This is a genomic window from Anabaena sp. UHCC 0187, assembly GCF_009712035.1.
Lineage (GTDB): Bacteria > Cyanobacteriota > Cyanobacteriia > Cyanobacteriales > Nostocaceae > Dolichospermum.
On sequence record NZ_VILB01000018.1, the window covers coordinates 18,408 to 32,020 of the forward strand.

Annotated in this window: 14 protein-coding genes and 2 pseudogenes; 7 read left to right on the forward strand and 9 right to left on the reverse strand. The window is 38.4% G+C overall.

Annotated features, from left to right (window positions below; all coding sequences use genetic code 11):
- Positions 1-214: 214 nt before the first annotated feature.
- Positions 215-412 (forward strand): annotated as a pseudogene (locus FJR11_RS18955) (MBL fold metallo-hydrolase); the annotation flags it as partial.
- A gap of 187 nt (positions 413-599) precedes the next feature.
- Here FJR11_RS18955 and FJR11_RS18960 read toward each other — a convergent pair.
- Together FJR11_RS18960 and msrB are read right to left on the reverse strand one after the other, a co-directional pair.
- Positions 600-938 (reverse strand): hypothetical protein, encoded by a 339-nt coding sequence (locus tag FJR11_RS18960; RefSeq protein WP_168506509.1) that lies wholly within the window; start codon positions 936-938, stop codon positions 600-602.
- Positions 939-1,079: 141 nt separating this feature from the next.
- Positions 1,080-1,574, reverse strand: coding sequence for a peptide-methionine (R)-S-oxide reductase MsrB (gene msrB, locus FJR11_RS18965; protein ID WP_168506569.1), 495 nt, complete (start codon positions 1,572-1,574; stop codon positions 1,080-1,082).
- Between the two features lie 272 nt (positions 1,575-1,846).
- On the opposite strand from msrB, the gene FJR11_RS18970 reads away from it, so the two are divergent.
- Entirely contained in the window at positions 1,847-2,620 is a 774-nt protein-coding gene (locus FJR11_RS18970; RefSeq protein WP_168506511.1) for a class II glutamine amidotransferase, read from the forward strand.
- 18 nt (positions 2,621-2,638) lie between these two features.
- On the opposite strand, the gene FJR11_RS18975 is transcribed toward FJR11_RS18970, so the two are convergent.
- Together FJR11_RS18975 and FJR11_RS18980 are read right to left on the reverse strand one after the other, a co-directional pair.
- Positions 2,639-3,814, reverse strand: coding sequence for a response regulator (locus FJR11_RS18975; RefSeq protein ID WP_168506513.1), 1,176 nt, complete (start codon positions 3,812-3,814; stop codon positions 2,639-2,641).
- 555 nt (positions 3,815-4,369) lie between these two features.
- A pseudogene (locus FJR11_RS18980) lies at positions 4,370-5,029 on the reverse strand (sulfate ABC transporter substrate-binding protein); the annotation flags it as partial.
- A gap of 604 nt (positions 5,030-5,633) precedes the next feature.
- Here FJR11_RS18980 and FJR11_RS18985 point away from each other — a divergent pair.
- From FJR11_RS18985 to FJR11_RS19000, 4 genes are all read left to right on the forward strand, one after another.
- On the forward strand, positions 5,634-6,746 hold the full coding sequence (locus FJR11_RS18985; RefSeq protein ID WP_168506515.1) for a sulfate ABC transporter substrate-binding protein: 1,113 nt from the start codon (positions 5,634-5,636) through the stop codon (positions 6,744-6,746).
- Positions 6,747-6,925: 179 nt separating this feature from the next.
- Positions 6,926-7,795 (forward strand): sulfate ABC transporter permease subunit CysT, encoded by an 870-nt coding sequence (gene cysT, locus FJR11_RS18990; protein ID WP_168506517.1) that lies wholly within the window; start codon positions 6,926-6,928, stop codon positions 7,793-7,795.
- Complete coding sequence (gene cysW / locus FJR11_RS18995) at positions 7,782-8,621, forward strand: sulfate ABC transporter permease subunit CysW (protein ID WP_168506519.1); 840 nt, start codon at positions 7,782-7,784, stop codon at positions 8,619-8,621. Before cysT ends, cysW begins: the two co-directional genes overlap by 14 nt.
- A gap of 66 nt (positions 8,622-8,687) precedes the next feature.
- Positions 8,688-8,954: an NIL domain-containing protein gene (locus FJR11_RS19000; protein WP_168506521.1), complete on the forward strand. Its 267-nt coding sequence runs from the start codon at positions 8,688-8,690 to the stop codon at positions 8,952-8,954.
- Positions 8,955-9,047: 93 nt separating this feature from the next.
- On the opposite strand, the gene FJR11_RS23925 is transcribed toward FJR11_RS19000, so the two are convergent.
- The 5 genes from FJR11_RS23925 to FJR11_RS19025 form a co-directional block, all read right to left on the reverse strand.
- Positions 9,048-9,497 (reverse strand): CsbD family protein, encoded by a 450-nt coding sequence (locus tag FJR11_RS23925; RefSeq protein ID WP_168506523.1) that lies wholly within the window; start codon positions 9,495-9,497, stop codon positions 9,048-9,050.
- Positions 9,498-9,542: 45 nt separating this feature from the next.
- Positions 9,543-10,013: a BON domain-containing protein gene (locus tag FJR11_RS19010; RefSeq protein ID WP_168506525.1), complete on the reverse strand. Its 471-nt coding sequence runs from the start codon at positions 10,011-10,013 to the stop codon at positions 9,543-9,545.
- Between the two features lie 66 nt (positions 10,014-10,079).
- Complete coding sequence (locus FJR11_RS19015) at positions 10,080-10,709, reverse strand: signal transduction histidine kinase (STHK), LytS (protein WP_168506526.1); 630 nt, start codon at positions 10,707-10,709, stop codon at positions 10,080-10,082.
- Between the two features lie 170 nt (positions 10,710-10,879).
- Positions 10,880-11,062 carry a CsbD family protein gene (locus FJR11_RS19020; RefSeq protein WP_168506528.1) on the reverse strand — a complete coding sequence of 61 codons (183 nt, stop codon included), beginning with the start codon at positions 11,060-11,062 and terminating at the stop codon, positions 10,880-10,882.
- A gap of 47 nt (positions 11,063-11,109) precedes the next feature.
- A complete protein-coding gene (locus FJR11_RS19025; protein WP_168506530.1) occupies positions 11,110-12,027 on the reverse strand; it encodes a DUF2382 domain-containing protein in 918 nt (305 codons plus the stop codon).
- A gap of 675 nt (positions 12,028-12,702) precedes the next feature.
- On the opposite strand from FJR11_RS19025, the gene FJR11_RS19030 reads away from it, so the two are divergent.
- Entirely contained in the window at positions 12,703-13,386 is a 684-nt protein-coding gene (locus FJR11_RS19030) for a hypothetical protein (RefSeq protein WP_168506532.1), read from the forward strand.
- The last annotated feature ends 227 nt before the right edge of the window (positions 13,387-13,613 follow it).

Genomic DNA, 13,613 nt, shown 5'->3' on the forward strand with positions numbered 1-13,613 from the left:
CCTAAATCAACAATTTTTAACATTGTGTCACACAAACTTCTGTAACAAAAATCATAAATGATTTCTGCCTACAGTTCCGTATATAGTTAAATATTATCAGGTAATACTCAGAAAATCACTTACCTGTACTTAAATTTTCACATTGCTTATCTTTCTTATCTTTATCCTGATCAGGGGAAATTTTCAACTAGAGTTCACTTCTTGATACAGTATTGATGCTGTTTCTGGACTAAAGGTGATAGAAATGCAATGTTCTAAAACTCCCGGTGAATTGGCCTTGCTATTGGAGGAAACTACCCTGATTACTGGGAATTTGGTGCGTTCACGTTCGGCAGGTAGCTTGACTTTGTTACCAGATGAAAAGCTGCTGAATCGGGCAGAGGCGATCGCTTCTGTTCGCAGCCTTGGAGAAGGTAGAAGCAGTTGGAGGAGTTGATAGGGAGTTGGGGATGAAAATGGTATAAGTTACAGCAATATCCGGTAAGCGTAAAGCTTAGTCACTTCAGTGCTGAGATATAAGCGACACGGGCGGTTTTAACCGCCTTCAATCATATACTACCAAGTATTTGACATATTCATCATCACAAAACTAAAACCCCCTACAACTCAATTAACTTAAAACCCCAAATTTTTAGAACAGCACTCGCTATTTCGGGATCTACTCCATCATAAGCCTCCCATTCGGACTGCGGATCTTTAGGATGTCCATCACCTACATGACCTGCAACTTTAATCACTGGAATATTCACTACGTAATCACGTTCCATCCCCTTGGGGATAGCTAGTTCGATTCTGCGGCCGACGAATTTCGATCCACTGGTTTTAGCTACAGATTCACGAACTAAACAAATATCACCAGCAGTCCCCCAAGTGGTTTGGTAGGTGTGGAGAAACGATATATAACCTTCTGGCCTGATGGATCTTTTGAGAACTTGCATTATTTAATCCTTACTTATCCTTGTGGTTCAAGAATTTTATTTAAACACTACCTGCTATCTTCTAATTTCCTGCTTTTGAGAGAATAAAACAAGGGGTTTAAACCCCTTGTTAGAGTTTAAAAAGTGAACTGTCTTAGTAATCTATACAGGTGTGAACTGCAATGATACACCGTTCATACAGTAGCGGAGACCAGTTGGCTTAGGCCCATCCTTAAATACATGGCCTAAATGTCCACCACAATTACTGCAATGAACTTCAACTCTCGTCATGAACAATGATCGATCTGTAGTAGTAGCGATCGCTCCCTCAATGGGGTTAAAAAAGCTTGGCCAGCCAGTACCACTATTAAACTTAGTATCTGAAGTAAATAAAGCCTGTCCACAACCAGCGCAGACATAAGTACCCGGTTCATATTGTTTATCGAGGGGACTGGTATGGGAGGGTTCTGTACCATGTTGCCGTAACACCCGAAACTGTTCTGGTGTGAGGATACTCTTCCACTCTTCCTCGGTTTTGGTCACTGCAAACTCTGTATTAGAAAGTGCCATCGTTTCTGAACTCCAATTGATATAGCGGGAAAAAAAGGCTGTACCGACCAATACGGCACCGATTTGCAAAAAATAGCGTTTGTCCATCATTTTATTATTTGCTATTTTTCTCTTCCACGGACAAGAAACTTCAATAAATTTCTAAATTCTCTCGGAGAAATTGATGAAAATTATCTAAAAACGTCTTGCCTAGTTGAAAAGAATATGTGATACTCTTAAATTAGCATCTGGCAAATGGGCTTTGAAGAAGTTCTCTAAACAGGTGCTTATTAATATTTGATAATTAAATGTAAGAATTACAGCGATCGCATTATAATTAATCAGTTATTCTTAAGTTTATCGTTACAACTAAAATACCAATGTGCCAACTCCTAGGAATGAATTGCAACGTACCCACGGACATTTGCTTTTCCTTTGAAGGATTTTCTGCCAGGGGAGGAAAAACAGATGAACATAGCGACGGTTGGGGAATTGCTTTTTTTGAAGGGAAAGGATGTCGGATTTTTTTAGATGCTGAAGCCTCTATTGCTTCACCAATTGCCGATTTTGTGCGTCAGTATCCCATTCATTCTACTCATGTTATTGCCCATATTCGTAAAGCCACCCAGGGTGAAATAGCCCTAGAAAACTGTCACCCTTTCCGTCGGGAACTTTGGGGAAGGTATTGGGTATTTGCTCATAATGGCAACTTACCAGATTTTAACCCAGAAAATAATGGTATTTTTCAACCTGTGGGGACTACGGACAGCGAAAAAGCATTTTGCTTAATTCTCAATACTTTGCGATCGCATTTTCCAGCAGGACAACCACCTTTAAAGGAACTTTATCAGACATTACATGAAATTACCAAAGAAATAGCAGCCTTTGGATCTTTTAACTATATATTATCAGATGGTGAGCATTTTTTCACCTATTGTTCAACTAAACTTTGCTACATTATTAGACAAGCCCCTTTTGCTGCGGCTCATTTAATTGATGAAGAGATGACTGTAGATTTTAGTGAATTGACTACACCTAAAGATCGTGTGGCTGTGATTGTGACTACACCCCTAACTGATAACGAAGTTTGGACACAGATTCAACCGGGAGAATTGCTCATATTTCAGGATGGTTCACCCCTAAAATTTGCCTAACTTTTGGCAACAAATCGGCTAACAAAACCAGGCAAAATTCTGTGGATGCTCAGTTTCACTTATTTGTAAATACTTATTCAATATTTTCAATATCTGATCTTTTTCTACAGGTTTATTAATAAAATCAGTTGCCCCAAATACCTTAGCCCGAACTCTGTCAAAAGCTCCATCGCTACTTGTTAAAATGATAATTGGTGTTTGAGTGAAAATAGAAATACGCCGTAATTGTTCACAAATTTCATAACCATTAACTAATGGCATCATCAAATCCACAAAAATCAAATCTGGCTTACTTTCGACTAGCATAGGTAGAGCTATTAAAGGTTCTTGAATACCAATAAACTTTATCCCCTCAGATGTAATAATTCTCTCTAGAATTTTAGATACTTGCAGACTATCATCAACGCAAGCAACAATAAAACAATTATCTTTTTGTACGGATTTTGAGGAAGAGTTTAGTTTAACTTTTTTGGTTGATAATTGCAGATCAGATACTTGTACAAATTCCGCAATCCCTTGATTTACAAAAGGACATAAGGAAGTAGTTATAGCCAAGGTACTTTGCTGCATTTTGGCGGCTAAATCCCAGAGAGTATGTTTACCATTAATCAACCGTTCAAAGTTTTTATAGACAGTATTATTTACTTGTTGTTTGAGCTTTTCTGGTTTTGTTAAAATCGGTGATAAGTGAGGAGAAAAATTTATTAACCCAGCTTTTGACCAATCATCCCAGGATTTTTTCATTTCCTGAATAAATATATTTGTAGTTGTAGAAGTGAGAATAGCTTTTAAAATTGTATCTTGGCTACATTCCCAAGTCAAACCACTAATATTTGCCTGTTGTGCTAAATCAAATAACTGTTCTCCTACGGTATTTACTACAAAATCATTAAATTGTGCCTGATTGATTTCCTGTTTGTGATATAAATTTTCTAGCAGTAAATAATCCCAGTAATCTATTAAAATTTCTTCTTCTTGGATCAGGAGTTTATTTATATCAATTTGTGGACAAATTAAAGCTATATTTCGCAGCCAACGTCTATGAGGATTAATTCCCCCTGTAGCCCACACTATTTGTCCTAAATTGTAATAAAAAGTCCATTGATTTCCTCGTATATCTTTAACATCCAACTTACCATTATATTGGAGTTGATTACATTTTGTAAATGCTCCCAGTAAATTATCTAATTCCATAAGTGTTGATTAAATTACAACTTGATTACTTGTGTCATTTACTTAATTGAGCATACTATATACTTGATTATTTTTTCAGTATAGCAACAAGGTTTTGTTGAAAATGGGTGACAAATATAAATGGATACAATTAGAATAAATATATATGAACAGAATCAGTATAAACTATATATAGATATATCTGATTTTAAATAGTTGTGTTAAAGCAATTAAATACGATTTGTATCGCATGAATAATATAAAATTTATTAGGTAAAAAGAAAACCCGTATAAACCCTGATATTTGCACCCAGCAAAAATTCTCGATTTCTCTAGTACCAATTTGAAAAATGATGATGACAGATAAAAACTACAAACCTGACGCAGTAAGTCTTTTACCCTCAAAAATCTAAAATCCAAAATGATCTAAGAAACCGAGAATTTTTTTGTTTACGTTCACGCAGCTAAAGATTTTCAGAACATAAGCATATATATTCAGTCCTTGCCGAAAATCTCAGTAAAAATGCTGGTATTTGCCGAAATAGTCTAGGACAGAGCTATTAAAAACTGCTATATTTACCGCCTTCCACCTTGAATTTTGTCAAAGATAGCACCATCGTCAAAGAACTTCTTCTGGACACCATTCCAACCTCCCAAACTATCTACAGTGTAGAGTCGGGCAATCTTGGGGAATTTACTTTGTACTTCTTTGGCTACAGTAGCGTTAACTGGCCGAAAACCAACTTTAGCAAATTCACGTTGTGCTTCGGGAGTGAACAGGAACTTGACGAAAGCTTCGGAAACCTGACGATTTCCGTGCTTATCAACATTTTTATCCACAACTGCGACAGGTCCTTCTATGGAAATATTGACTGGAGGAACTTCGTAAGAAATATCTGTTTTTCCTTGCTGTGCCGCTAAAATGACTTCATTTTCATAGTTTAGTAATACGTCACCCTGACCTTTTTTGTAAAAAGCATCACTTGATTCCCGTGCATCTTTGGGTAATACAACCACATTCTTAAACACATCAGTGACAAATTTTAAAGCCTGGGTTTCATTTCCGCCATTTTTCACCAAAGCACCCCACAAAGCGAGGAAATTCCATCTAGCACCACCCGATGTTTTGGGATTTGCGGTAACAATCTTCACCCCAGGTTTTGCTAAATCTGTCCAAGTTTTGATCTTTTTAGGATTACCTGCGCGAGTTTCCAGCGCAACTACTGAACGGGTAACATTGTTGCCAAGAATAAAGCAGGAAATAACGGCTTTGTTATTTGAAGGAATTTTGCAGGGTTTGAAGAATTATCTGTCATGGGATGTCCTTAAATTGGTTTGAACATAATCTACGGTAACTCTGTCGAGATACAGTATTTACTCTCTAGAAAAAGAGCGTACCAGATGTAATAAATAAAATCAATAGTTTTTTTTACTTAAAAACAACTATTTTCCTATCGAGTATTGTATGTATTTAATTTTTGAATTATTTTTGTAATGGTTTAATTGCCTATACAGGTTTCATAGACTATATTTTGGCAAATTAAATTCTAGATTTTTTTCTCAAATACTTATTTCATAAAGTATTTAAACTAACAATATATATAAGCGAATTTATTTAGTTAACCAACATAAAGATGATCAAAAATTGATACTTGTCAATTAGAGGCGTTGTAATTTGTCCTGAAACTGGTAAAATCTCCATATTCCCTATCGTCAATATGCTGTTTTAGCTGGTATTGATTACTAAATACCTGCAAGCGGCTAGTAATTAAAATTATGTATTGAAGCGCAATTATAAACTCAAAGATTAATTAACCGTAGTTTCACAGGAGGAAAAAAAATGAATTTGTGGCAAAAATTACTGAAAGGACTGCAACTGAGGTTTAGTCCAAATTCGCTCAAAGGCTTTGTATCACTTGTTTTAGTAGGAACGCTATTGAGTGTATCTCTTGCTGCTTGCTCCGGGACAAACAACAGTAATTCCCCTAATGCAACTACTGATACGGGTAAAAAACAGAATGTAGAATTAACCCTTGTATCCTTTGCTGTTACTAAAGCTGCTCACGCCGCTATTATTCCCAAATTTGTGGAAAAATGGCAAAAGGAACATAACCAAACTGTGGTTTTTAAACAAAGCTATGGTGGTTCTGGTTCGCAAACTCGTGCGGTAGTTGATGGTTTAGAAGCAGATGTTGTTCACTTAGCTCTGGCTCTGGATACGCAAAAAATTGAAAAAGCGGGATTAATTGAGCCTGGGTGGGAGAAAAAATTTCCTAATAATGGTATTGTTTCTAAATCTGTTGCAGCTTTAGTAATTCGTGAAGGCAACCCCAAAGGGATTAAGAATTGGGCTGATTTAGCGAAAGATAATATTAAAGTAATTACCGCAGATCCGAAAACTTCTGGGGTAGCGCGGTGGAATTTTCTCGCACTTTGGAATTCAGTCATTAAAACTGGTGGAGATGAAACTAAAGCCATTGATTTTGTGACTAAGGTTTATAGAAATGTTCCGGTGTTAACAAAAGATGCTCGTGAAGCCACAGACGCATTTTTTAAACAAGGACAAGGTGATGCTTTGATTAACTATGAAAATGAAATTGTTTTAGCAGCAGATAAGGGCGAAAAAACAAATTATATTCTCCCTGATGTCAATATTTCCATTGATAATCCTATTGCTGTTGTGGATAAAAATGTTGATAAACATGGTAATCGTGAAGTAGTGGAAGCTTTTGTTAAATATCTATTTACTCCCGAAGCACAACAGGAATTTGCTAAAGTAGGATTTCGCCCTGTTGATGAAACAGTAGCAAAGAGTAAAGAATTTGTTGACAAATATCCCCAAATAAAAACTTTAAGTACAGTTCAAGAATTAGGCGGTTGGGATGCTGTTCAGAAAAAGTTCTTTAATGATGGGGCAATTTTTGACCAAATTCAAGCTAAAAATAAACGGTAATTGATGATTGTCTGATAGCGTAGCGTGGCGCAAGCCATATCAGGATGTCCAGGATTAGAGGATAAACAGGATTAAAACAGTAACTTTATTACCCATTACGATCTTCACTTTTGCCTTTGCTTTGCCATAACGATAATTTTCAACGCCAACCTACTTCTTCTTCAAAAACTAACTAAATTATGGCTGTATCTTCTTCTGTACAAACTCATATTAAACCTCCAATTTGGAAGATGTTTCTAGATAATTTGATTCATCTTCCTTGGACTTGGCGGATTACTTTGGGATATTTAACTGTAATGTTATTTATCCCCATTGTGGCCATGTTTCTCAAGGCTAGTACGGTAGCTCCCGCAAAGTTTTGGGAAATTGCCACCAGCGAGTTAGCATTGGCAACTTATAATGTTACCTTTGTGACTTCATTATTTGCAGCTTTGCTCAATGGCGTATTTGGAACTTTGATTGCGTGGGTACTGGTAAGGTACGATTTTCCTTTTAAACGGATTATTGATGCCACAGTAGATTTACCCTTTGCTTTGCCAACTTCCGTAGCGGGTTTAACACTGGCAACAGTTTACAGTGATAATGGTTGGTTGGGTTCATTATTAGCACCAATGGGGATTAAGGTATCCTTTACTCGCTTGGGGGTAGGAGTGGCAATGATATTTATATCTTTACCTTTTGTGGTGAGAACTGTGCAACCGGTACTACAAGAAATGGAATCGGAAATTGAAGAAGCAGCTTGGAGTTTAGGTGCTTCTGAATGGCAAACTTTTTGGAAGGTTATTTTACCCCCTTTATTTCCGACAATTTTAACTGGTGTAGCTTTGGGTTTTTCCCGCGCAGTGGGGGAATATGGTTCAACAGTAATTATTTCTTCTAATACACCGTATGAAGATTTGATTGCACCTGTGTTAATTTTCCAGCGGTTGGAACAATATGACTATGCTGGTGCAACTGTCATTGGTGTGGTTTTATTAGGAATTTCCTTGGTGATGTTATTAGCAATTAATTTCTTACAAGCTTGGGCAAGAAGATATGACAATAGATAAAATCAGAAAACCAAAAAAACAAAGTTGGGTGCCAGCAGTTTTAATTGGGATTGCGATTGCTTACTTATTTCTGGTTCAATATATTCCAGCTATTAATGTTTTTTTTGAAGCTTTCAAAAAGGGAACTGGCCCATTTTTATCTAACCTGACAAAACCAGAATTTCTCCATGCAGCTTGGTTAACTCTATTACTAGCTGTGATTTCTATCCCTGTGAATGCAGTATTTGGATTATGTGCGGCTTGGGCGATCGCTCGGCATAAATTCCCAGGACGCGCTATAGTTCTCAGTATCATTGATTTGCCCTTTTCCATCTCTCCAGTCGTCGCCGGGTTAATGATAGTCTTGCTGTACGGCAGACAGGGCTGGTTTGGGCCTTGGTTGGAAGCCCATGATATTAAAATCATCTTTGCCTTTCCAGGGATGTTTATGGCTACCGCTTTTGTGAGTATGCCTTTTGTGGCCAGAGAAGTAATTCCTATTTTAGAAGAATTTGGTAAAGACCAAGAAGAAGCTGCGAGGACATTAGGTGCAAACGATTGGCAAACTTTTTGGCGGGTAACTTTACCGAGTATTCGTTGGGGTTTACTCTACGGTTTAATCTTAACCAATGCCAGAGCTATGGGTGAATTTGGGGCAGTTTCTGTGGTATCTGGTAACATTGCTAATACAACCCAAAGTTTACCGTTATTTGTGGAAGATGCTTACAAACAATATGAAACAGAAGCTGCTTTTTCTGCTGCTGTATTGTTAGCATTTCTGGCAGTTATCACCTTGATTCTGAAGGAAATTATAGAACGAAAAACCGAAATTAAAGAAGTTGAATAATGGGTAATGGATAATTGGTAATTACCAATTTTTAGACAACTATTAAATTACATCTTAGGAGTTGTTATGAGTAATGAAAATACCCTGACAAATAAACGAATTCGCGTCAGAATCCCGCAAAATTATCATCAAGAACCTGTAATTTCTCGCCTAGTTTCAGAATACGGCTTGACTGTAAATATCAAAGCCGCAATTCTCGGACAGAATGCTATAGGTGATGGTTGGTTTGACTTAGATTTACAAGGAACAGAAGCACAAATTGAAAATGGGTTAAACTATCTTCAAGAATTGAAATTACAGGTTTGGGACGAGAATAACATTAGTGATTGGTAAAAAAAAATGATAGGTTGGGTTAACGTAAGGAAACCCAGCCTATCCCTTGACAATCAAGATAGTCGCTACAAATTTCCAAATATTAATTAAGGACTATTTAAAAGTATTGCGAATCTCATCTTTCATTTGATTTGCTGGGTTACGCGATTCGCTCCTTATGTCATCAGTTTTGCCGCTAGGTAGATAATTAGGGTTGACAATACTATTATCTATGGCTTTTTCAGTTTTAATTTCCATCTTTTTTATAGCTGCCTTTGATTTTTGGTTCAAACTTGCATCTTTTATATCTTCAACTGCATTACGAACTTTACTTTCGGCTTGCTTGGCTTTGCCCATAAATTGATCTTTTTTGTTTCCTGTAACATTACCCACAGCTTCTTGGACTTTACCTTCAATATTTTTAGTTGTTGCTTCCACCCGATTCATACTAGCAATTTGAGTCTGAGCTAAACTATCCTCAGCAGCAAAAGCTGTGAAAGTTCCCAGTAATAGAACTAAACTGATAATGAGAAAAAACTTGCGAAATTTTTGCAATAAAATCATTGAATTGTCCCCATTTATAAGTTGTTAATTAATAAATGCCATCGGTTATAGTTTTGGATTTGGTGCGGCAGAGGCAATTTTAACGGAAACTTTCACACTTTTCACACCCTTGATTTCTTTAGCAAGAGCATCTATTTTGTTCAGTTGATCTTGATTTTGTACAGTTCCGGCTACGACAATCGCCCCATCTTTAGCAACCACCGTTAATTGACTAGAGGGAATATTAGCTTCCAACTTAGAGCGAACTTCATTAGCAAGATCACTATTGGCGCGAGTTGTATTTCCTCCAGTTAGTTGATTGCGTTGCTCACGGGCGCGAATATCTGCATTAAGTTGATCTCGACGGACTTGGCTAGTCGCATCTTTTTGATTGGCTAAAATTGTTTTGTCTGTGGGAACTTCACCAGTTTTCTCAGTAGAATCCGGCGCACTGCTGCTAGTTTTGGCCTTATTGTCACAAGCAACTGTTCCCAGAAGTAAAATGCTACTGAGGACTAAAAGCGTAATTTTTTTCATAGTTTAAATCCCCAAAAATAGACCTGACAAGCGAAAGCATCTGTGTATGGTCTAAGTTATATATGTTTACACACGAGAGGCAACAGGATGAGCCGAACGGGTAATAGTTGGGCTTTCATAAACTTCCCATTCACGCATTCCCTTATTCTTCAAAATTGTTTCTGCTCGCAGGATTTCCGCCTCTGTCCCATCAATAATCACCAGATAATCTCCATCAACTACATAATCGTGATAGACTTCCGCCCGATGTTCGGGAATCCCTAAACCTACTAGCCCCCCAATCAAACCACCAACCACTGCCCCAATCGCTCCACCAGCAAGAGTTGTAGCGATTGCAGTGGCCGTTGCTCCTGCCAACATAATTGGACCAATTCCCGGAATAGCTAGAGTTCCTAAGCCAACCAGTAACCCTGTCAGCCCCCCAACTGCCCCTCCTGCCTCGACTCCAGTTTTCGCTCCTTCCTCTACATGAGTGGTTTCATAGCTGGTTTCATTGGTGGTTTCATGGGTTCCCATGGGTTCCTGAACTCGTGTGTCACCAGTTCGGTATCGCTGATTTAAGTCTTCATCATGTTTAGCAATCACAGATACCTGATTCATGTCAAATCCGTTATCTCGCAGCCCGTTTAGAGCATTTTCTACGTCTTCGTGGCTAGAAAATACTCCTACTGCTCGTTTATTATTAATCAAAGTCATTTTTTTATCCTCTCCAAAAGGGAATAAATAGCAGGCAGATGACAAGGGTAATTAAGAACTAGATTGAAAGATCAAAACAATTTGTAAGCATTCAGCCAAGAACAGAAATAGCAAAGAAAAGGAAGTTTTAATTACCTGTATTTCCCCGAAGGCTGAATGCTTACAAAAATCTACTCAATCAGTTCCCTGGCTTGATCTTTCACATCTTCAACTGTGTGGCGAACTTTGGCTTCTGCTTGTTTTTCTTTGCCTTCTGCTTGAGTTTGTGGATCTCCAGTTAAATCACCTACGGCTTCTTGAACCTTACCTTCAATGTTTTTGGCAGTTGCCTTAGCTCTATTTTTCATACTCATAATCCGCTCCTAATTGAGAAAAAACTTACTTCTACAGAATCTGGCTTTTATCTTCTCTCGACATTCGGATGTTCTTGGGTGTTCACATCCAATTCTTCCCGACGCAGAGTTTCTTCCGCTTCAATCGTTTCGTGATCTACAATTTTATTGACTCTGACTTCTTCACGTAAGAAAGCTTCTTTATGAATGTCCGCAGTTTCTTCATAAAGATCGATATGAGCCACTTCAGTTGTGCCAAAGCTATCAGCACCCAAGGTTACTGTTTCTCCAGCCCCAGTAGGAGTTACTCGTTCAATGACAACTCTTTCTTTGTCTATGGGGACTGAAACCCGCGCCTTTTCTGTTTCTGTATGCTTACCAACAATGACTTCTCCTGTCTTAGCCCGGTTTTTGTTGGCAATTAATCTTTCTTGATATAGTTTGAAAGTTTGATGATCCTGATCATTGAGTGCATATAGACCAGGTTCTTGTTGATAGTCATAGCCATTGCCGTTACCAGACTTTCTCGGTGGGGCTATGGGGGGGGCTACCATAGTAGCTCCAGCAGGTCTAGAACTAGCCTTATCCACAGAACCAGAACTTTCTACAGAACCAGAACTTTCTAAAAATGCTTCTGAACGATATACTCCCCTGACCTGTTCTTCATAGTTATAATCAATTTCTTTGTGGTCGTTAAATTCAGGTAAATTCTCCGCTTGTTGTTTGGTCATTCCCACTGTATAAATCCGTTCGGAGGTATGATCAATGCGCGAACGACCGACCGGTAACAAAACCTTTTTTCCGAAAATCCATAAGCCTAAGTCAACAACAAAATAGCGGAAATGTCCTTGTTCATCTACTAAAATATCGCTGACTGTACCAATCTTTTCCTCTACGCTGGCATAGACACCCATACCTTTGATGTCTTTGCCTTCAAAAGTTTCCCGATAATTTGGATCAAATTCTTTGATTTTTAAAAGAGACATACTACTTCCATCTCCACTTTTTACGAATGTGGCAGGTAACAGGTTGACAATCTTGCTCCTGTGGCAGTTTCATCATCAGTTGATGTCATCAACTGTCAAGGGATTACAACTGTCAAGGGATTATTATTAACATTAGAACCTGGTAAAATTGAGTTATTAGTTTTTAGTGTTTTTGTTCTAATATCTATACATTAGATATTTTTATGATTAAGACCGTCCATCAAAGGGTTGATTATGCTTATACCCCGCAAGAGGGAGATTCTCAAGCAAATAAGTACGTATAAATAAGTACGATCTTTAAATCCCTCACTTCTTGAAGAAGTCAGGGATCTATGTCCTAAAAGTTTTATCTAAAAATTACTCTTTGGGAAAATCGCAAATAATACACTCAGTGTCAAAAAAATGCACTAAAATCACTACGACGGTAATCTTTGGGTGTGAGGTGTGAGGTATTTTTAAGTCAACTTGACGATAACACCATAAGTCCCTAGGTGATTTATCCCTTGCTTCGGGAACGCTGAACGCGGACATCCCCGGCTTAAAAGACATTAACAGCTAAAAATCCCCAAAGTTTTTAGCTGTTAATTCCGAGGTTTTCAGCCTATTTTCTTATAAAATTAATCCACTTCCTCCGTCCTCTAGGCTTACGTCCCTAAAAAATTAGAGAGTTAATCTATGTTTCAGTTGTTAAGCCGGGTTTTGCTATGGCTCTTAATTGGTGTCGTAGCCTACTCTTTGTTTCAAAGATTCTATCCATCAATAACTTTTGTCGGCAAATTTCTTTTAGGTCTGGTTCTAGTTGTTTTAGCCTTAGCATTTCTCAATCCTAGTGAACCAGCGGTGTCTTCCTTGTGGCGGTTTATCTCCTTTCCCCTCAAGCCTTTGGGAGCAGCGGTTTTAATGTTGTTTTTGGCTGCTCAAAAAATTAAAGGGGGTGGCATTGATAAACCAGGAGGTTTCTTATTAGGATGGGCGCTAACGGTTTTACTCCTATCCAGCACCCCAGCGATCGCTTACTTCTTAGTCAGATCACCAGTGGCTACAGTTGAGGGGATGAACCTAAATCAGCAAACTGCCTCAACCTTAGTCGCCTTGGGTCCAGCAAATCCTAATTTCACAATCTCAGATATTGGGCAAAATATCATCCCACCTATGGGAGAGATAAATTCCCCAACCGTAGCTTTCAATAGTCTCAATGTGAATATTCCTTCCTATCTACTCCAAAATCCTCAAGCAATTAGGACACGGGGGTTACGAGTAGAAGACTTTGTTCCTAATGCGGAAACTCTGCAACTTACTACCCAAGTATGGGAAAGTTATCTCAACCAGATTTATATTTTCTTACGTGGCCGGACGTAAGGAAAGAGACAGGGAAGCAGGGGGCAGAGGGCAGAGGGCAGGGGGCAGGGAGCAGGGAGCAGGGAGCAGGGAGCAGGGAGCAGGGAGCAGGGAGCAGGGAGCAGGGAGCAGGGAGCAGGGAGCAGGGAGCAGGGAGCAGGGGGAGAAATTTCCTTCTTTCTTCTTCTCCTGACTCCTGACTCCTGACTCCTGACTCCTGACTCCTGACTTCTGACTCCTCCTGTAAT